Source organism: Pseudomonas sp. AC463, assembly GCF_979253585.1.
Genome location: NZ_CEEDDZ010000008.1, coordinates 119,166 through 139,038 on the forward strand (window position 1 = coordinate 119,166; position 19,873 = coordinate 139,038).

Annotated in this window: 18 protein-coding genes; 12 read left to right on the top strand and 6 right to left on the bottom strand. The window is 61.2% G+C overall.

Features of this window, described 5'->3' with window-relative positions; all coding sequences use genetic code 11:
* Position 1 precedes the first annotated feature (1 nt).
* The gene (locus AC0IYH_RS12250) at positions 2-604 is read left to right on the top strand and encodes a VWA domain-containing protein (RefSeq protein WP_116630014.1); all 603 of its coding nucleotides are present in this window, start codon (positions 2-4) and stop codon (positions 602-604) included.
* Between the two features lie 109 nt (positions 605-713).
* Here AC0IYH_RS12250 and AC0IYH_RS12255 read toward each other — a convergent pair whose 3' ends face one another.
* A complete protein-coding gene (locus tag AC0IYH_RS12255) occupies positions 714-1,661 on the bottom strand; it encodes a DUF1853 family protein (protein WP_471834535.1) in 948 nt (315 codons plus the stop codon).
* A 146-nt stretch (positions 1,662-1,807) separates the two neighbouring features.
* Here AC0IYH_RS12255 and AC0IYH_RS12260 point away from each other — a divergent pair, with 146 nt between their 5' ends.
* The 6 genes from AC0IYH_RS12260 to pepN are packed head-to-tail and all read left to right on the top strand — an operon-like array spanning position 1,808 to position 8,308.
* The gene (locus AC0IYH_RS12260) at positions 1,808-2,698 is read left to right on the top strand and encodes an NAD(+) kinase (protein ID WP_116629958.1); all 891 of its coding nucleotides are present in this window, start codon (positions 1,808-1,810) and stop codon (positions 2,696-2,698) included.
* Positions 2,695-3,669, top strand: coding sequence for a metallophosphoesterase (locus tag AC0IYH_RS12265; protein WP_471834648.1), 975 nt, complete (start codon positions 2,695-2,697; stop codon positions 3,667-3,669). Before AC0IYH_RS12260 ends, AC0IYH_RS12265 begins: the two co-directional genes overlap by 4 nt.
* Positions 3,666-4,535: a rhomboid family intramembrane serine protease gene (locus AC0IYH_RS12270; protein WP_122773863.1), complete on the top strand. Its 870-nt coding sequence runs from the start codon at positions 3,666-3,668 to the stop codon at positions 4,533-4,535. The genes AC0IYH_RS12265 and AC0IYH_RS12270 overlap by 4 nt, the downstream gene beginning before the upstream one ends.
* Before the next feature lie 14 nt (positions 4,536-4,549).
* Positions 4,550-4,810, top strand: a complete 261-nt coding sequence (locus tag AC0IYH_RS12275) for a YeaC family protein (protein ID WP_033902243.1) — start codon at positions 4,550-4,552, stop codon at positions 4,808-4,810.
* Positions 4,807-5,637, top strand: a complete 831-nt coding sequence (locus AC0IYH_RS12280; protein WP_122773864.1) for a DUF2797 domain-containing protein — start codon at positions 4,807-4,809, stop codon at positions 5,635-5,637. The genes AC0IYH_RS12275 and AC0IYH_RS12280 overlap by 4 nt, the downstream gene beginning before the upstream one ends.
* 13 nt (positions 5,638-5,650) lie before the next feature.
* A complete protein-coding gene (gene pepN, locus AC0IYH_RS12285; RefSeq protein ID WP_471834538.1) occupies positions 5,651-8,308 on the top strand; it encodes an aminopeptidase N in 2,658 nt (885 codons plus the stop codon).
* Positions 8,309-8,354: 46 nt separating this feature from the next.
* Here the strand turns inward: pepN and AC0IYH_RS12290 are convergent, their stop codons facing one another.
* Positions 8,355-9,401: an aldo/keto reductase gene (locus tag AC0IYH_RS12290; RefSeq protein ID WP_471834540.1), complete on the bottom strand. Its 1,047-nt coding sequence runs from the start codon at positions 9,399-9,401 to the stop codon at positions 8,355-8,357.
* A 217-nt stretch (positions 9,402-9,618) separates the two neighbouring features.
* Here AC0IYH_RS12290 and zapE point away from each other — a divergent pair, with 217 nt between their 5' ends.
* Positions 9,619-10,722 carry a cell division protein ZapE gene (gene zapE, locus AC0IYH_RS12295; protein WP_471834541.1) on the top strand — a complete coding sequence of 368 codons (1,104 nt, stop codon included), beginning with the start codon at positions 9,619-9,621 and terminating at the stop codon, positions 10,720-10,722.
* Positions 10,723-10,869: 147 nt separating this feature from the next.
* On the top strand, positions 10,870-11,361 hold the full coding sequence (locus tag AC0IYH_RS12300; RefSeq protein WP_116629951.1) for a GNAT family N-acetyltransferase: 492 nt from the start codon (positions 10,870-10,872) through the stop codon (positions 11,359-11,361).
* Between the two features lie 89 nt (positions 11,362-11,450).
* On the opposite strand, the gene AC0IYH_RS12305 is transcribed toward AC0IYH_RS12300, so the two are convergent.
* From AC0IYH_RS12305 to AC0IYH_RS12320, 4 genes are all read right to left on the bottom strand, one after another.
* Positions 11,451-11,672: a hypothetical protein gene (locus AC0IYH_RS12305; RefSeq protein WP_471834543.1), complete on the bottom strand. Its 222-nt coding sequence runs from the start codon at positions 11,670-11,672 to the stop codon at positions 11,451-11,453.
* 142 nt (positions 11,673-11,814) lie between these two features.
* A complete protein-coding gene (locus AC0IYH_RS12310; protein WP_471834545.1) occupies positions 11,815-14,055 on the bottom strand; it encodes a TonB-dependent siderophore receptor in 2,241 nt (746 codons plus the stop codon).
* Positions 14,056-14,169: 114 nt separating this feature from the next.
* Complete coding sequence (locus tag AC0IYH_RS12315; protein ID WP_471834547.1) at positions 14,170-15,927, bottom strand: phosphoethanolamine transferase CptA; 1,758 nt, start codon at positions 15,925-15,927, stop codon at positions 14,170-14,172.
* A gap of 158 nt (positions 15,928-16,085) precedes the next feature.
* A complete protein-coding gene (locus AC0IYH_RS12320) occupies positions 16,086-16,265 on the bottom strand; it encodes a DUF6026 family protein (protein WP_163821447.1) in 180 nt (59 codons plus the stop codon).
* Between the two features lie 270 nt (positions 16,266-16,535).
* On the opposite strand from AC0IYH_RS12320, the gene gnd reads away from it, so the two are divergent.
* The 3 genes from gnd to AC0IYH_RS12335 are packed head-to-tail and all read left to right on the top strand — an operon-like array spanning position 16,536 to position 19,860.
* Positions 16,536-17,519 carry a phosphogluconate dehydrogenase (NAD(+)-dependent, decarboxylating) gene (gene gnd, locus AC0IYH_RS12325; protein WP_116629947.1) on the top strand — a complete coding sequence of 328 codons (984 nt, stop codon included), beginning with the start codon at positions 16,536-16,538 and terminating at the stop codon, positions 17,517-17,519.
* Complete coding sequence (gene zwf, locus AC0IYH_RS12330; RefSeq protein ID WP_116629946.1) at positions 17,516-19,039, top strand: glucose-6-phosphate dehydrogenase; 1,524 nt, start codon at positions 17,516-17,518, stop codon at positions 19,037-19,039. The genes gnd and zwf overlap by 4 nt, the downstream gene beginning before the upstream one ends.
* Complete coding sequence (locus tag AC0IYH_RS12335; RefSeq protein WP_471834549.1) at positions 19,036-19,860, top strand: HAD family hydrolase; 825 nt, start codon at positions 19,036-19,038, stop codon at positions 19,858-19,860. Before zwf ends, AC0IYH_RS12335 begins: the two co-directional genes overlap by 4 nt.
* Positions 19,861-19,873 lie beyond the last annotated feature (13 nt).

A 19,873-nucleotide genomic window follows, 5' to 3' on the forward strand; every position in this document is an offset into this window, starting at 1 on the left:
ACTGGACCGAGGCCGGCAAGGCAAGGCGCGCAGCGCCAGGCAGGGGGCAATCAATTGGCCCGGCACCTTGCTCGGCGGGCGGCCGCAAACCCGTGAAGATTTGCTGTACCACTTGCGCAGCCGTTCGGCCCAGGAGTTGTGGCTGGTGATTGTCGACGCGTCGGCCTCGACCCGGCGGCATCGTGCGTTGGCGGATGCCAAGGGTTTGTTGGCGCAGTTGTTTGACGACGCCTATCGGCAACGCGCGCGCATGGCGTTGTTGACGGCCAGCGGGCAGTCGCCGAAGTGGCAGGTGCAAGGGTTGAAGGCTGCTAAGGGGTTGGCCAATTGGCTGGATCAACTGGGCGCGGGCGGTGGTACACCGTTGCTGGCGGCGTTGAGCGAGGCCGGGCAGTGGCTGGCGGCGCGGCGCAAGCGACATCCCGCCGAGCAGCAGCGGTTGCTGGTGATTACCGATGGGCGGCTCAAGGCGATTGGCGGTTTGCCGATGCTGGAGTGTCCGGGGTTGCTGGTGGATATCGAGCGTGGGCCGATCAGGTTGGGGCGCGCTCGGGAATTGGCGAGCGGGTTGCAGTTGGAATATCAGCATATTGATGATGTGTAGTGCCTGGGCCATTGCTATCGGGGGCAAGCCCCCTCCCATATGTTGAAATGCATTCCAATGTGGGAGGGGGCTTGCCCTCGATGAGTCCACTACCAACCCCCCCAAATAATCAGCCAGCCCCCGGCACATTCGGCCAAAGATCCGCCACCAGAAACAACCGCTCCGCTTCCTCCCAATCCTCACCGTTTTGCACCATCCGCACCAACAACTGCGCCGGCGCCATTGCGTCAAGCTCTGCCAGCCAGCCGTGCATCTGCTCTTCACTCCATACTTCGCCCGCCAGGTAGTGCGCCGGCGCCAGCCATGCGTGGCGGGGCAGGGGCTGCCAGCGGCCAGGCGCGCTGGCGCTGACAAAGCCCGGCCAATCGCGCTGGTGCAACCAACGCCCACGCAAATGCTGCGGATGCGCGCCAACGGGCGGCTCGGCCTGGCCGGGCCAGGGGTAAAGCAGGTAGCCGCCAAGCCACAAATGCGCGTCGAACTGCTGGATATCCAGCGCCGCCAACACCTCGCGGCTTTCCGGTCGGGCGGAAATCGGCAGTTGATGCTGGGCCAGGTGCGCCAGCTTGCGGTCCAGCCGGTCATGGCAACCCGGGCCCAGCCACTGCGCGGCGTCCTGGCCATTGCCGGCCTGGGGGCCGAGGTAGAGTTTGATCGCCAGTTCCAGGTGGTGCACGCCATCGCGGTCGCGCAGCAGCATGTCCAGCTCGCCGAGGGTGTGCCCGGCGCGGCGGATCGGCAGGTTGGCGGCCAGCAGTTCCACGCCGGGCGCATGCTGCACGGCGAACTGCCACAAGCGTTCGTAATACAGGCCCAGGCGGCGCGTGCGGGACTGGCTCAGCCAGTGTTGCAAGGCGCTGCTGTCTTGATCGAGGGCGCGTAGCCAGTGCTCAAGACGCTCGGGCGCCTGTACCCAATCACTGCCGGCCAGCGGGTGGCGCTGCGGCCAGGGCGTCTGTGCGAGCATCGGCGGGGCGAGCATCACCCACGCCAGGTCGCGCACCTCAGGGTGACGCAATTGGCGGGGTAGGGTATGCAAGTCGGGGAACGGATTCATGGTCCGAGCATAGCCCGTAACGCGTGCGGCAGGTGGCTGAGAACCATTGTCATCAAGGCTTGGCGGTGACAAAGGATTTTGTCTGCGGCGGCCTTTCGCCCATAATCGTTTCTTTTTTGCCATACCCCAGATCCCGCAGGAGCCCCATGGAGCAATTTCGCAATATCGGCATTATCGGTCGCCTGGGCAGTACCCAGGTGTTGGATACCGTCCGCCGGCTGAAAAAATTCCTGCTGGAACGCCACCTGCATGTGATCCTCGAAGACACCATCGCCGAGATTCTCCCCGGCCACGGCCTGCAAACCTCCTCGCGCAAGATGCTCGGCGAAGTCTGCGACATGGTCATCGTGGTCGGCGGCGACGGCAGCCTGCTCGGCGCGGCCCGTGCCCTGGCGCGGCATAACGTGCCGGTATTGGGGATCAACCGCGGCAGCCTGGGGTTCCTCACCGATATCCGCCCGGATGACCTGGAAGTTGAAGTCGGCAAGGTGCTCGACGGCCATTACCTGGTGGAAAACCGCTTCCTGCTGCAAGCCGAAGTGCGCCGCCACGGCGAAGCCATCGGCCAGGGCGATGCCCTGAATGACGTGGTGCTGCACCCCGGCAAATCCACGCGGATGATCGAGTTCGAGCTGTATATCGACGGCCAGTTCGTCAGCAGCCAGAAGGCCGACGGCCTGATCGTCGCCACGCCCACCGGTTCCACGGCCTACGCGCTGTCCGCCGGCGGGCCGATCATGCATCCCAAGCTGGATGCCATTGTGATCGTGCCCATGTACCCCCATATGTTGTCCAGCCGGCCGATTGTGGTCGACGGCAACAGTGAGCTGAAAATCGTGGTGTCCAAAGACATGCAGATCTACCCGCAGGTGTCCTGCGACGGGCAGAACCACTTCACCTGCGCCCCCGGTGACACCATCACCGTGAGCAAGAAGGCACAGAAGTTGCGATTGATCCACCCGCTGGACCACAACTACTACGAAGTGTGCCGCACCAAGCTGGGCTGGGGCAGCCGCTTGGGGGGTGGAGGCGACTGATGCTCGATCCCGCGCGTAGCTACGACCTGATTGGTGACGTGCACGGTTGCGCCCATACCCTTGAGCACTTGCTCGACCAGTTGGGCTACCACAAGCAGGGCGGCACCTGGCGCCATCCGTCGCGCATGGCGGTGTTCCTCGGCGATATCATCGACCGTGGCCCGCGCATCCGCGAGGCGCTGCATATCGTCCACGACATGACCGAGGCCGGCCAGGCGCTGTGCATCATGGGCAACCATGAGTTCAACGCCTTGGGGTGGGCCACGCCGGCACCGCCGGGCAGTGGCAAACAGTTCGTGCGTGAACATACCCCGCGGCATGAACGGTTGATCCACGAAACTCTGACCCAGTTCGAACAGCACCCGGCCGACTGGCACGACTTCCTCGGCTGGTTCTACGACATGCCGCTGTTTGTCGACGCCGGGCGTTTTCGCGTGGTGCATGCGTGCTGGGACGAAGGCTTTATCCAGCCGCTGCGTGCGACCTTTCCGGACGGCTGCATCGACCAGCACTTCCTGCAGGCCGCCGCCGTGCCGGGCAGTTTTGCCTGCAACGCCTTCGACCGCCTGTTGCGCGGCACCGACATGCGCCTGCCGGATGGCCTGACGCTGACCGGCGGCGACGGGCTGACGCGCTCGTTCTTCCGCACCAAATTCTGGGAAGACGACCCCAAGACCTATGGCGACATCGTGTTCCAGCCCGACGCGTTGCCGGAACCGGTGGCGCGCACGCCGTTGTCGTCCACCGAAAAGAATTCCCTGCTGCGCTACGGCGTCGACGAGCCGTTGTTGTTCGTCGGGCATTACTGGCGCAGCGGCAAACCGGCGCCGATCCGCCCGAACCTGGCGTGCCTAGACTACAGCGCGGTGCTGTACGGCAAGCTGGTGGCGTACCGCCTGGATCAGGAAACCCAACTGGATCCGCGTAAATTTGTGTGGGTCGACGTTGAGCGACCCGAGGTCATTAAATGAGTACCGTGGCTGTATTACGCTTGCCCCTGAGCGTCGACCTGGGCGGTTTCGTCAAACTGCTGCAACGCATGCAAGTGCCCCATCGCGTCAGCGAGGAAGCCGGCGAGCAAGTGCTGTGGGTGCCGGAAACCATCAGCGACGACGTGCGCGTGTTGTATCAACGCTTTCCCGCCGGTGACCCGGACCAGCAACTGGATATTCCCGAGCAGGCGCCTGTTTCCCGCCCAGGTTTTGTCCAGCAAGTGCGCCACAGCCCGGTAACGGCGCTGGTGCTGCTGGCGAGCATGCTCGTCGGCGCGCTGACGTTGCTCGGCGAAAACCTGCAAGCCATGAGCTGGCTGACCTTCCTGCCGTTCCGGGTGATGGGCGAATACATCCAGTTCACGCCATTTGCCGACATGTTGGCCTCGGGCCAATGGTGGCGGCTGGTCACACCGATGCTGATCCACTTCGGCATCCTGCACCTGGCCATGAACGGCATGTGGTACTGGGAGCTGGGCCGACGCATCGAAGTGCGCCAGGGCAGCATCAACCTGCTGGGCCTGACCCTGTTGTTCAGCCTGGTCTCCAACTACGCTCAGTACGCTTATGGCGGCCCGGGCCTGTTCGGCGGTTTGTCCGGCGTGCTGTATGGCCTGCTCGGGCATTGCTGGATCTTTCAATTGATCTCGCCCAACCCGGCCTATCGCCTGCCCCGTGGGGTGCTGGCGATGATGCTGATCTGGCTGGTGCTGTGCATGTCGGGGCTGATCTCGATGATCGGTTTCGGCGAAATCGCCAACGCGGCCCATGTGGGCGGCCTGGTTATCGGTTGCCTTACCGGTTTGCTCGGTGGTGTGTATAACCGTCGCAAGTCGTCTATTTGATAAGGAAGAGCTTAATGTCCTCTTTTGCTGAAATGATTGAAAACATCACCCCGGACATCTACGAGAGCCTCAAGCTCGCGGTGGAAATCGGCAAGTGGTCCGATGGCCGCAAGCTCAGTGCCGAGCAGCGCGAACTGTCGTTGCAGGCGATGATCGCCTGGGAAATCCAGAACCTGCCGGAGGAGCAGCGCACCGGCTACATGGGCCCGCAGGAATGTGCGTCCAAATCCGCGCCAGTGCCAAACATCCTGTTCAAGTCGGATGCGATCCATTGATTGAAATTGGTCGCGGTGCAGTCAACAAAATGTCGGCGCAACTCGGTGAGCCGACCGTTCAATATGCGTTTCGCCTGGGTGATACCGAGGTGCCGGTCAACCCGTTGATTGGCACCCATATTCGCCTGGAATACCTTGGCGCCATCCATTGCAGCCATTGCGGCCGCAAGACCAAGACCAGCTTCAGCCAGGGCTATTGCTACCCCTGCATGACCAAGCTGGCCCAGTGTGACCTGTGCATCATGAGCCCCGAACGTTGCCATTACGACGCAGGCACCTGCCGCGATCCAGGCTGGGGCGAAAAATTCTGCATGACCGACCACGTGGTGTACCTGGCCAACTCGTCGGGCATCAAGGTCGGCATCACCCGCGCCACCCAGTTGCCGACCCGTTGGCTTGACCAGGGCGCCAGCCAGGCGCTGCCGATCATGCGCGTGGCCACGCGCCAGCAATCCGGGTTTGTCGAAGACGTGTTCCGCAGCCAGGTGGCCGACAAGACCAATTGGCGCGCACTGCTCAAGGGCGACGCCGCAGCGGTGGACCTCAAGCAGGTACGCGATGAGTTGTTTGCGTCCTGCGCCGAAGGCATCAGCGGTTTGCAGGAACGCTTTGGCCTGCAAGCCATCCAACCGGTGACCGACCTCGAGCCGATTGAGATTCGCTACCCGGTAGAGCAGTATCCGGCGAAGATCGTCAGCTTCAACCTGGACAAGAACCCGATTGCCGAAGGCACGTTGCTGGGGATCAAGGGCCAATACCTGATCTTCGACACCGGCGTTATCAATATTCGTAAGTACACGGCCTACCAGCTCGCCGTGCATCAGTAGAAGGATGCCAACCATGCGCACCGAACAACCGAAGATGATTTACCTGAAGGACTATCAGGCGCCGGACTACCTGATCGAGGAAACCCACCTGACCTTCGAGTTGTTCGAGGACCACAGCCTGGTTCACGCGCAGCTGGTGATGCGCCGCAACCCCGAGCGCGGCGCCGGCTTGCCGCCGCTGGTGCTGGATGGCCAGCAGTTGGAGCTGCTGACCGTCAACCTGGGCGACAAGGAGCTGACCGAGGCTGACTACCAGCTGACCGACAGCCACCTGACCCTGCACCCGACCAGCGAGACGTTCACGGTCGATACCAGCGTGCGCATCCACCCGGAAACCAACACCGCCCTGGAAGGCCTGTACAAATCCAGCGGCATGTTCTGCACCCAGTGCGAGGCCGAGGGTTTCCGCAAGATCACTTACTATCTCGACCGCCCGGACGTGATGAGCACCTTCACCACCACGGTGATCGCCGAGCAACACAGTTACCCGGTGCTGCTCTCCAACGGCAACCCGATCGCCAGCGGCCCAGGTGAAGACGGCCGCCACTGGGCGACCTGGGAAGACCCGTTCAAGAAACCGGCTTATCTGTTTGCGTTGGTGGCCGGTGATTTGTGGTGCGTCGAAGACAGCTTCACCACCATGACCCAGCGTGAAGTGGCGCTGCGCATCTACGTCGAGCCGGAAAACATCGACAAGTGCCAGCACGCCATGACCAGCCTGAAAAAATCCATGCGCTGGGACGAAGAAACCTACGGCCGCGAGTACGACCTCGACATCTTCATGATCGTCGCGGTGAACGACTTCAACATGGGCGCCATGGAGAACAAGGGCCTCAATATCTTCAACTCCAGCGCCGTGCTGGCCCGCGCTGAAACTGCCACCGATGCCGCGCACCAGCGGGTTGAGGCAATCGTCGCCCACGAATACTTCCACAACTGGTCGGGCAACCGCGTGACCTGCCGCGACTGGTTCCAGCTGTCGCTCAAGGAAGGTTTCACCGTATTCCGCGATTCGGGCTTCTCTGCCGACATGAACTCGGCCACGGTCAAGCGCATCCAGGACGTGGCCTACCTGCGGACCCACCAGTTCGCCGAAGACGCCGGCCCGATGGCTCACGCCGTGCGCCCGGACAGCTTTATCGAGATCTCCAACTTCTACACCCTCACCGTGTACGAAAAGGGCTCGGAAGTGGTCGGTATGATCCACACCTTGCTCGGCGCCGCAGGCTTCCGCAAAGGCAGCGACCTGTATTTCGAACGCCATGACGGCCAGGCCGTGACCTGCGACGATTTCATCAAGGCCATGGAAGACGCCAACGGCGCCGACCTCAGCCAGTTCAAGCGCTGGTACAGCCAGGCCGGTACGCCACGCCTGGCGGTGAGTGAGTCCTACGACGCCGCAGCCAAAACCTACAGCCTGACCTTCCGCCAGAGCTGCCCGGAGACCCCGGACAAGGTCGAAAAACTGCCGTTCGTGATTCCGGTGGAGTTGGGTTTGCTGGACGCGCAGGGCGCCGGCATTGCCTTGCGCCTGGCCGGTGAAGCGGCTGCGGGCGCTACGTCCCGGGTGATCTCGGTGACTGAAGCCGAGCAGACGTTCACCTTCGTTGATATCGCCGAACAACCGCTGCCGTCCTTGCTGCGGGGCTTCTCGGCGCCGGTGAAACTGAGCTTCCCGTACAACCGCGACCAACTGATGTTCCTGATGCAGCACGACAGCGACGGCTTCAACCGCTGGGATGCCGGCCAGCAACTGTCGGTGCAGGTGTTGCAGGAGCTGATCGGCCAGCATCAGGCGGGCCAGCCGTTGAAGCTGGACCAGCGTCTGATCGACGCGCTGCGCACGGTATTGAGCGACGAAAGCCTCGACCAGGCGATGGTTGCCGAGATGCTGTCGCTGCCGAGCGAAGCCTACCTGACCGAAATCAGCGAAGTGGCGGACGTAGACGCGATCCACGCGGCGCGTGAATTTGCCCGCAAGCAACTGGCCGACAACCTGTTCGAAGGCTTGTGGCTGCGTTACCAGGCCAATCGCGAACTGTCCAAGCAGACGCCATATGTGGCTGCAGCCGAGCACTTCGCCCGGCGCGCCTTGCAGAACATTGCGCTGTCGTACCTGATGCTCAGCGGCAAAGCGGAAGTACTGGCGGCCACCCTGGATCAGTTCGACACCAGCGACAACATGACCGAGCGCCTGACCGCGCTGGCGGTGCTGGTGAATTCGCCGTTCGAGGCAGAGAAGGCCCAGGCGCTGGCGGTGTTTGCCGAGAACTTCAAGGACAACCCATTGGTCATGGACCAGTGGTTCAGCGTGCAGGCCGGCAGCACCTTGCCGGGCGGCCTGGCGCGGGTCAAGGCGCTGATGGAGCATTCGGCGTTCACTATCAAGAACCCGAACAAGGTGCGCGCGCTGATTGGCGCATTTGCCGGGCAGAACCTGATCAACTTCCATGCGGCGGATGGTTCGGGCTATCGTTTCCTGGCGGACCTGGTCATCCAGCTGAACGGCTTCAACCCGCAGATCGCTTCGCGTCAATTGGCGTCGCTGACCCGCTGGCGTAAATACGACAGCGCCCGTCAGGCGCTGATGAAGGCGGAGCTGGAGCGCATTCGCGGCTCCGGCGAGCTGTCGAGTGATGTGTTTGAGGTGGTCAGCAAGAGCCTTGCGTAAGTTTCACGATTAAAAAAACGGCCTGTTCAGGCCGTTTTTTTTTGCTTCAGATAACCGGTGGTCGAGGGGTGTCGGCGCCGTTGTCGATGGGGAAACGCTCAGCGATGATTCCGTGGGGCACGCCCAGTGGGATGGCGCTGGCGGTGTCGAGGCGGGTCACTTGCTCGGCCGACAGCTGCACGTGCAAGGCGCCGAGGGTGGCGTCCAGCTGCGCGCGGGTGCGCGAGCCGAGGATCGGGATCAGCGCCGTGGTGGAGCGGCGCGCCTTTTCTCGCAGCCAGGCGATGGCGACGTGGGTGGGGCTGGCGTCCAGCTCGGCGGCAACCGCCAGCAGGGTGTCGAGTACTGCGGTTTCACGCGCGCTCTTCTCGGCGTGCACCAGAATGCCCATCTTGTTGGCGCGGTTGTCGCCTTGGGTTTCGCGGTACTTGCCGGTCAGGAAGCCGCCGCCCAGAGGCGACCACAACGTAGCGCCCAAGCCCAGCGCTTCGGCCATCGGCAGCAGTTCGCGGTCGGCGGTACGTTCGGCCAGGCTGTATTCCACCTGGATACCGATGATCGGTGCGAAGTTGCGTACTTCGGCCAGCAAGTCGGCGCGGGCAATGCGCCAGGCGGGGAAGTTGGAGAGCCCGGCGTAGTGGATCTTGCCGGCGCGGACCAGGTCGTCGAAGCCGCGCAGGATCTCTTCCATGGGCGTGACGTTGTCGCTCATGTGCGCCCAGAGCAGGTCGATTCGCTCGGTGTTCAAGCGCTTGAGGCTTTCTTCGACGGCGCGCACCAGGTTCTTGCGGTTGTTACCCAGCTTGATCGTGCCTTCATCGGACGGTTGGGTGCGCAGGGTGTACTTGGTGGCGACGACCAGGTTGTCGCGCTCGGCGGCAATAAATTCCCCCAGCAGTTTTTCGGCCTGGCCGAACTGGTAGCCGTTGGCGGTATCGAGGAAGTTGCCGCCGGCTTCGAGGTAGCCATCGAAAATCGCCTTGGCCTCATCGCGCTCGGCGCCATGGCCCCAACCCGTACCGAAATTACCGGTGCCAAGCGCCAGTTCAGATACCTGCAGACCGCTACGGCGGCCAAAGACTTTATTGCGCATACAAGGACTCCTGAGGCAGTGATGTGTCTTACATGTTTAGAAACATGTATTTAATATGATCGCGGTAATTTATTCGGTCAAGGGGCTTTTTGCTGCTGGCGTTTTCTGACAGGGGGCTCTGCCTGGCTGCGGCACTTGTGCCGGCTACACCTTTCGCCTGGACGAGCAGGGCAAGATTTCGCGGCTGGATATTTCGCTGTAGGTCATACTGGCAGGCATGACTTTCGACTCGCCCCTCAGTGCCTACCAACACGCCATCACCCAGCAGGGGTTTGTCGCCGACGCCGCCCAGCGCCAGGCGGTGGCAGCCCTGCAGGCCTGCCATGAAGCCTTGCATCAGGGCCGTTCGCCGATCAGCGGCGTCTATCTGTGGGGGCCGGTGGGGCGGGGCAAAACCTGGTTGATGGACCAGTTCTACCAGAGCCTGCGGGTGCCGGCGCGGCGCCAGCACTTTCATCACTTCATGGGCTGGGTGCATCAGCGCCTGTTCCAGCTCACCGGTACCCATGACCCGTTGCAGGCCCTGGCGCGCGAACTCGGCCAGGACGTGCGCGTGCTGTGTTTTGACGAGTTGTTCGTCAATGACATTGGCGATGCGATCATCCTCGGCCGCCTGTTCCAGGTGATGTTCGAGGAAGGCGTGGTGATGGTCTGCACCTCCAACCAGCCGCCCGACCAGTTGTATGCCGATGGCTTCAACCGTGAGCGCTTTCTACCGGGTATCGCTGCGCTCAAGCAGCATATGCAGGTGGTGGCGGTAGACGGAGGTGAAGACCATCGCCTGCACCCAGGTGTGGGTGTTCAGCGCTATTGGGTGAATCAGCCGCAGGCGCTGGCGAACGTGTTCCGGCAGTTGGCCCAGGGGCAGGGGGTGAGCACTGGGCCAGTCAGGGTCGGCCACCGCTGCATTGCGGCGGTGCAGTCCAGTGACAGCGTGCTGTGGTGTCGTTATGCCGAGCTGTGCGAGCAGCCCCTGGCGGCGATGGATTTCATGCTGTTGTGCGATCGCTACACGGCCATCCTGCTGGGCGAGGTGCCGAACCTGAGCGCGCAGAAACGTCCGGGCCGGATTGCACGCGGCACCGAAGACGGCGCCGAGCGTGTGGTCGCCGGTGATCGTGAGCTGCCGCAGTTGTCAGTGCACGATGACAGCGTGCGGCGGTTCATCGCCTTGGTGGACGAGTGCTACGACCGTAAGGTGCCGCTTTACATCGAGGCCCAGGTGCGGCTGGAGTGCCTGTACACCGAGGGTTACCTGGAGTTTCCTTTCCGTCGCACCCTGAGCCGGTTGCAAGAGATGCAACGGCAGCGCTTTGGCTGAGATTATTACGGCTAAAAACGCGGCATTACTTTCGCGTTTTCACGCAGATATTTGTAGTTAATCTCCTTCATCCTGCGCCCGCTCCGCGCTTACAATCGTGCACCTCAAAGGGAGCCGATTCCCTTGTTGCCGTGATCGAGGAAGGAAATGGACACCCCGGATATCCTGGTGTTGCAAGCCAGCTACACCAACCCCGTGCATGCCGAAGCGATTGGTCGTGTGCTCAACCATTACGCCGAAGACCCGATGGGGGGAGGCCATAGCCTGCCTGCCGACCTCCTGGAGCAATTGCCGGCCGAACTGGCCAAGCGTCCCCACGCCTTCAGTGTGCTGGCTTTTGTCGGCGGTGAGCCGGCGGGCCTGGTGAACTGCTTCGAGGGGTTCTCCACCTTTGCCTGCAGGCCTCTGGTTAACGTGCATGACGTCGTGGTGATGGCGTCGTTTCGTGGCCTGGGGCTGAGCCAGAAAATGCTGCAGAAGGTCGAGGAAATTGCCCGGCAGCGTGGTTGCTGCAAGATCACGCTGGAGGTGCTCGAAGGCAACGCGGTGGCCCAGTCGGCCTACCGGAAGTTTGGTTTTGATGATTCCAAGTTTGATCCGGAGTTTGGGCGCATGTTGTTCTGGAGCAAACCGCTTTAATAACTAACGGGCAAAAAAAAGGCGCCATTAAATGGCGCCAAGTTAACCTTAGCCATAGGAGCACAATGGCAGAGGGTAGTGCGGGTAAATCAGCCTTTCGGTTGTTGCTCGGCAGTGGTTTGTTCTGCCGTTACCGGTTTAACATCTTTGCCGTCGGCGGCTGCGATACGTTCGTTAGTGCCGTGGAGCTGGTTCTGTTCGAAGGCGAAGCTCTTGTAGAATTCTTTTGAACGCTCCGAGCCGCCTTCTGCGAAAGCGGCGGCGGAGGTCAGTGTCATCAGGCTGGCAAGCAGTACGGTGGAGAGTTTCATGGCAGTGTTCCCATTAAGAATAATCGGTATCCGGTCGCTCCTTGATCAGATGATGGGGGGAACTATGGAGCGATTTTATTAAGTGGGAATTAACTCAACTCTGATGGAAACTTAACGCTTTTGTTAACTTTGGGATAGGTGCTTAAAGCCGCCAATCCAGTGCAAGCGTGACGGCGCGTGGGTCGCCCCAATAAACACCATTATAAAAGCCGACGCGTTCGTAATATTTTTTATCAAATAGGTTATTGATATTGAGCGAGGCTGAAAGCTGCTCGTCGAATTGATACCGAGACATCAGGTTGACCACGGTGTAGGCCTGTTGGCTAATCTTTGCGCGGGTGGTGATCAAGTCGCCTTGGCTATCCGTCGCGCCCGTCGGCCGATTGCCGAAGTCATAGATTTCGCTCTGCCAGTTCACGGCGCCGCCGACCGTCAGCTTGCGCCAGGCACCCGGCAGCCGGTAGGCGCTGGACATTTTCAGCAGGTTCAAAGGCTGCCCGGTGTTGTTGCGTTTGTCCGAGCCATTGACCGAGTGGGTGTAGGTGTAGCCTGCCGTCAGGTTCCAATCGGGCATGACTTCACCGGCGACTTCCAATTCGAAGCCGTTGACCTTGTTACCTTTGCCACTCGACTTGTAGTACTCCTCGCCAGTGGTTCGGTTCGGTTCCACCGAATCGTCCAGTTCGGCGACGTTGTCCTGGGTGCTCCAGAAATACGCCGCCGCCAGGTTCAAGCGCTCCTGCAACAGGCTGCCCTTGAGGCCCACTTCATAGTTGCTGCCCACCACCGGTTCCAGGTACTTCTTGTTGGCATCGCGCAGGCTTTGGGGCTTGAAGATATCGGTGTAGCTCGCGTAAACCGTGTACTGCGGCGTCACGTCATAAAGCAGCCCGGCGTAAGGGGTCCACATGTCATTGTGGGTCTGTGAGGTCTTGCCTTCGGCCTTCAACTGGTCGTTGTCGTAATATTCCGGCGCCGCGCTTTTTAACTCCCAGCTGCCATAGCGGCTGCCCAATACGGCGTGCAAACGCTCGGTCAGGCTCAGGCGCGTGGCCAGGTAGCCGGCCTTTTGCTGTTTGCTGCTGTGTTCACCCTTGAGGCCGGTGACCGTGTCGGGGAACTTGCCGATCCCGCCCATGTATTTCCAGTCATCGATCACGTCATAGTCGTCGGGCGTCTGGCCTCTGCGCATAAACGGCGAAACATCCCGTTGCGTCGCCTCGCCATAGCCCATCATCAGTGCGTGTTCGCGACCCAGCAGTGCATAGCTGCCGCCCAGGTTGAGGTCGACCGCTTCCATTCTGGAGGTGCCGCGCATGTGGCTGGACCACGCATACATACCGCTGCGGTCTGCATTGGGGAAACCTTCACCGCCGTAGTACACCTTGCCATCGGTGTCGCTTTGCCGATGGGTGTAGGCGGCTTTCAGGTGCCAGTCGCCGGCCAGTCGGTGATCGAGCGTGGCGAAGGCGGTCTTGTCGGTCAGCGGCCAGGAACTCCAGTGCGCCGCCATATTGGTGGAGCGCGACAGCCCGGCCTTGCCGCCCTGGCTGTTCCAGTACGGCACGGTGCCCCATGAGGTGCCTTGTACCTGCTTGTTCTGGTAATCGAAACCGACGGCGAGCACGGTGTCGTCCGACAGGTCGCCTTCGAGAATGCCGTAGCCAACTGCGCGCTGCAGGGCATAGTGGTCACGGAAGGATTTGCTGTCGCGGTAGGCCAGTACGGTGCGCCCGCGCAACCTGCCATCGAAGGCCAGCGGGCCGCCCACGTCTACATAACTGTAATAGTTGTCGTGGCTGCCACCACTGAGACCGGTTTTGGCCTGCCATTGGGCAGTAGGGCGCTTGCGCACCATGTTGATGGTCGCCGACGGGTCGCCCGCGCCAGTGGTCAGACCCGTAGCGCCGCGTACCACCTCGATGCGGTCATAGATGATGGTGTCGGCGTCGGACTTCATGTAGCCAAACGTATTGAGCATCCCGTCGATCTGGAAGTTGTTGATGCCATAGCCACGTGAGGAATAGGACACGCGGTCGGAATCGTTGTGCTGAACGTTGACCCCGGTGGTCTGGCGCAGCACGTCGGTCAAGGTGTTGAGGTTGAAATCATCCATCTGCTGGCGGGTGATCACCGAGATCGATTGCGGGGTTTCCTTGACGGACAGGTTCAGGCGCGTGGCGGTGCTCATCGCGCCCGTGGTGTAGGCGCCAGTGTGCTCGGTGGTGGTGCCCAGGCCTTCGGCCGTGATACTGGTGGCGCCGAGCTCGAAGGGTTTGGCCGGGAGGTGTTCGCGGTCGGTTTCGGCCAGCAGTTGCGGGCTCAATGCCAGGCTGAAGAGGCCACAGGTGAAGGTCATGCATCGGGTAAAAGGCGCAAACATCGCGGAAGACTCCTTGTCGTCTTTGTGGCCACCCCGGAAAGGGAAGGCCATGGCTCAAAGACGAAAGGAGAAGGGGAACTTTAGGCTTAAACGAGAATGATTGTTATCTTTCTGTTACAAGCCCGGCGCTTCCTGAAGCACCACGTCGGCCGTGTTGACCTTTTTCGGCTTGATCATGCTGAAGTCAATCAATGCCTTCTGCTGGCGCGCGTAGGGGTTGCCGATCATCAACGGGCGCGGCTTGAAGCTATCGCTCACCAGGCTTTTGCTACGGTCCAGTTCATTGAAACTCAGCCCGGCCATGTCGGCCCAGGTGTGAATCAATTGCGAACTGCTGTAAGGCCGTTGCAAGTCGCCGGCGAAGCTCCAGTCGTGGCTTTCGCGCCATTTCGGCGAGGCATAGGCCATGAACGGAATGGTGTACATCGGCGCCGTCGGTTTGCCTTCGTTGCGTCCCAGTGTGGCGTGGCCGGCGGAGTCGAACACGTCCTCGCCGTGGTCCGACAGGTACAGCAGGAAGCCGTTCGGATCGGTCTTGGCGTAGTCCTTGATCAGGCTCGACACCACGAAGTCGTTGTACAGCACCGCATTGTCGTAGCTGTTGTAGACCGGCAGTTGGTCGTCGCTGATGCCGGCGGGCACGCCTTGGCGATCGGTAAACTTGTCGAACGTCGGTGGGTAGCGGTACTGGTAGCTCATGTGGGTACCGAGCAGGTGCACCACAATAAATTTGCGCTCGGCCGGATCGGCCAGCGCCTTGGTGAACGGCTCAAGCACATCGCCGTCATATTGGCGGGCATTCTGGTTGCGGTTGTTGTTCAGGTACACCTGCTCGTCGGCCTGTTCGGAAAAGGTCGTGAGCATGGTGTTGCGCTTGGTCATGGTCTGCTGGTTGGTGATCCAGTAGGTCTTGTAGCCGGCCTGTTTCATCACACTGACAATCGACGGCGTCTTCAGGTACAGATCGGGGTTCTCCTCATCGGCGAACGTCAGCACCTGTTGCAGCGCCTCGATGGTATAGGGGCGCGGGGTGATGACGTTGTCGAACACCGCCAGTTGGTCGCGCAGTTTGTCCAGTTCCGGCGTGGTGTTGCGCGGGTAACCGTAGAGGCTCATGCGCTGGCGGTTGGTGGATTCGCCGATCACCAGCACCAGGGTCGAGGGCTGGCCGGCCATGCTGTCCTTGAGGTTGGTCAAGGGCGGGATCTGGCTGGCGCTGTCGAGCATGCCTTGCATGTTGTCCAGCTGCTGGGTGTAGCGGTGGTAGCCGACGATCATCTGCCACGGCACGGCCGGTTCGATGCGGGCTTCAAAGCGGTCGATGGCATCTTCCAGGGTGTCGCTGCGGGCGATCTGCTTGACCAGCGGGTAGCCGATGATGGCCACCAGGATCGCCGTCGCCGCTACCAGCGCCTGGCCACGTGGCAGGTAGACCGGGCGCACGCGAGTCCACAGGAAGATTGCGACGGCGGTGTGGGCAATGAACGCCAGCACGATCCACCAGGCGAAATATTGTGTGAGGTATTCGCCGGCTTCAGAGATGTTCGATTCGAACATGATGAAGATGACGCTTTGGGAAAATTCCTGCTGGTAGACGAAAAAATAACCCAGGCTGGCCATGGAACAGGCCCACAGCACCACGCCGATAATGGCAGCGAGCAAACGTGTACGACGCGGGAATACCAGAAGAGGCGCGAGCCAGATCGCGCTCATGAAGAAGGCTTGGCGAAACCCACTGAAGCCGGAGGTGCCGCTGAGCTGGATCAGCAGTTGGGTGATACCCGAGAAGTACCAGAAAAACACGAATAGCCAGCCAAGACCGGCCCAATCAAAGCCTTTCGCAGACTTGATGCTGCGTTTGAACATTGCCATCCAGCGCTCCAACCCGATAGTTCTTCAGTCGACGCGCAGGGCTGCACGCAACAGAGGCCGCCGGTGTGGGGCGGCCCTTCGGGCGGGAGTATCGGGAGGGGCATGTGAAAACTTTGTGAGATTTTTGTAGGTGATATCTTACAAAGCGTTTGCAGAGCTCAGCAGAGCGCGGGCTGTGCGCCGGAGGGCTGGTCCAGCTGGGCTTGAATGATGTGCGAGCGCAGGCGCATGACTTCCTGCTGCAGCTGTTCGCGCTCGTCTTTCAACTGGCGCAATTCGTCGCGACGGATAGTGACGTAGAGGGTCTGTGGCGGACGGGTCATCTGTGCAGTGCTCATTGCTTACCTCGCAAATAGCCGGTGTGTCGCGGTGTGCCAGAACGCTTGAGTCGAGGTTCTCGGCAGCAGTCGGGGCAATTCTGAATTCTTTTTGCGAGCAATGGAACTTTTTTATTTTTGGCGGTCGTGTGACTTTTTGTGCCGTGATGGTGAAACGATGGCAACTTTTTGTCATGAAACTACACGGATCGGCTCTGGACTAACCCTCATTAGCCTCATTGCGCTATAAACTATGTCACACATTTATTTAGTAGTTAGGAGCATCAGCACATGCAACTGGGGATTATCGGACTAGGCCGCATGGGCGGGAATATTGCACGGCGCCTGATGCTCAATGGGCATACCACCGTTGTTTACGACCGTAACGAAGCATTTGTCAAAGGCTTGAGCGAGGAGGGCGCCACCGGCGTTGCCGACTTGAAAGCCCTGGTCGCCGGGCTGCAAAAGCCCCGCGCCGTCTGGGTGATGCTGCCGGCAGGCGACCCCACGGAGAACACCATCAATGAACTGAGCGAGCTGCTGGAAGACGGTGATGTGATCATCGACGGCGGCAACACCAACTATAAGGACGACGTGCGTCGCGGCAAGGCCCTGGCAGAGAAGGGCCTGCACTATGTCGACGTCGGCACGTCCGGCGGCGTCTGGGGCCTGGAGCGTGGTTACTGCATGATGATCGGTGGCGACACCGAAACGGTGCAGCGCCTGGACCCGATCTTCGCCAGCCTGGCCCCGGGCCTGGGCAACATCCCGCGCACCAAGGACCGCTCCGCCTCGGCTGACAAGCGTGCCGAGCAAGGTTACATCCACGCCGGTCCTGCGGGCTCCGGGCACTTCGTCAAGATGATCCATAACGGCATCGAATACGGGATGATGCAGGCGTTTGCCGAAGGCTTTGACATCCTCAAGACCAAGAACTCGGAAAACCTGCCGGAAGACCAGCGCTTCGACCTCAACGTGGCCGACATTGCCGAAGTCTGGCGCCGTGGCAGCGTGGTGTCGTCCTGGCTGCTGGACCTGACCGCCGACGCCCTGGCGACCGACCCGAAGCTCGACGGCTACTCCGGCTCCGTGGCCGACAGTGGCGAAGGCCGCTGGACCATCGAAGCCGCCATGGAACAAGCCGTGCCCGTGCCGGTGCTGTCCACCTCGTTGTTCGCGCGCTTCCGCTCGCGCCAGCAGAGCACTTATGGTGACAAGATGCTGTCTGCCATGCGCTTTGGCTTCGGTGGCCACGTGGAGACTTCCAAAAAATGACCGCCAACGGCAAAAAAACCAAGGCCGAACCCGCTCCACCCACCACATTGTTTCTGTTTGGCGCCCATGGCGACCTGGTCAAGCGCCTGCTGATGCCGGCGCTGTACAACCTCAGTCGGGATGGATTGCTGGGCGACGGCTTGCGCATTGTTGGCGTTGATCACAACGCCATCAGCGACGCCGATTTCGCCAAGAAACTAGAAGACTTCATTCGCACCGAAGCGGCGAGCAAGGTCAAGGGCAATGCGGACAACGCGTTGGACCCGGCCTTGTGGGCGCAATTGGCCAAGGGCATCAGCTACGTCGAGGGTGATTTCCTCGACGACAGCACCTACGCCGACATCGGCAAAAAGATCGCCGACAGCGGCACCGGCAATGCGGTGTTCTACCTGGCCACTGCACCACGCTTCTTCAGTGACGTGGTGCAGCGCCTGGGCAGCGCCGGCCTGTTGACGGAAACCGACGACAGTTTCCGTCGTGTGGTGATCGAAAAGCCCTTCGGCTCCGACCTGGCCACCGCCGAAGCGCTGAACGCCAGCCTGCTCAAGGTGATGAGCGAGAAGCAGATCTATCGCATCGACCATTACCTGGGCAAGGAAACGGTGCAGAACATCCTGATCAGCCGTTTCTCCAACGTGCTGTTCGAAGCGTTCTGGAACAACCACTACATCGATCACGTGCAAATCACCGCCGCCGAAACCGTCGGTGTGGAAACCCGGGGTAACTTCTTCGAAAAAACCGGTACTCTGCGCGACATGGTGCCTAACCACCTGTTCCAGCTGCTGGCGATGGTGGCCATGGAGCCGCCAGCCGCTTTTGGGGCTGACGCGGTGCGTGGTGAGAAGGCCAAGGTGATCGGCGCGGTACGCCCCTGGTCCCTGGAAGACGCGCGGGCCAACTCGGTGCGTGGCCAGTACACCGCCGGTGAAATTGGCGGCAAGCAACTGCCGGGTTATCGGGACGAGGCCAACGTCGCGCCCGACAGCAGCACCGAAACCTTCGTCGCACTTAAAGTGATGATCGATAACTGGCGCTGGGTCGGTGTGCCGTTCTACCTGCGTACGGGCAAACGCATGAGCGTTCGCGACACTGAAATCGTGATCTGCTTCAAGCCGGCGCCGTATGCGCAGTTCCGCGACACTGAAGTCGATGAACTCAAGCCCACCTACCTGAAGATCCAGATCCAGCCGAACGAAGGCATGTGGTTCGACCTGCTGGCGAAAAAGCCCGGGCCGACCCTGGACATGGCCAACATCCAGCTGGGTTTCGCCTACAAGGACTTCTTCGAGATGCAACCGTCGACCGGCTACGAAACGCTGATCTACGACTGTATGACCGGCGACCAGACCTTGTTCCAGCGTGCCGACAATATCGAGAACGGCTGGCGTGCCGTGCAGCCGTTCCTGGATGCGTGGAAGGAAGACGATGGGATCCAGGCCTACAAGGCGGGTGAAGACGGCCCGGCGGCGGCGGATGCGCTGCTGGCCCGCGACGGCCGTACCTGGCATAGCCTCGGATGAGTGATGCCGCGATTCATCCCATCCGTTTTATCCTCAGTGACGTGGACGGCACCTTGCTGCACCCGGATCACCGCCTCAGCCAGCGCACGGCCGACGCGGTTCGCGCCTTGCGCGACGCCGGAGTGTTTTTCAGCCTGGCCAGCGGGCGGCCGCCCAAGGCCATGCTGCAGCTGATCGAGACATTTGGTATCGATGTGCCGGTGGCCGGCTTCAATGGCGGCACGGTGATCAACCCGGATGGCAGCATTCTGGTCGCGCATCATCTGCCGGCAGAAGCGGCGCTGGTGACCCTGGCGCTGTTCTCGACCGAGCCGGACGTGGAAGTGTGGGTGTTTGCCGACGGCGACTGGCTGCGCCGCGACCCGCCAGGGCCGATGGTGCAGCGTGAGGCCGATGGCCTGGGCTACGGGCCAGTCGTGGTGGAGAGTTTTGAGCCGTACCTGGACCGGGTCGACAAGATCGTCGCTGCCAGTAACAACACGCAGTTGCTGGTGGAGCTGGAAGCGCAGTTGCAGCCCAAGGTGCAGGGGCTGGCTCATGTGTCGCGTTCGCAACCGGTGTATCTGGATGTGACGGCCATGTTGGCCAACAAGGGCGAGGCGTTGAAGACCATCGCCGCGCACCTTGGCGTGCCCATGGAGCAGACGGCGGCCATCGGCGATGGCGGCAATGACCCGGCGATGTTTCATGTGGCGGGTTTGTCGATTGCCATGGGCCAGGCCGAAGAAGCCGTGAAACGTCAGGCTACTGTGGTTACCGGCAGCAATGTTGACGACGGCGCGGCAGAAGCAATCGAACGCTTTATTCTCGCAGCACGATAAACGCTGACGCTTA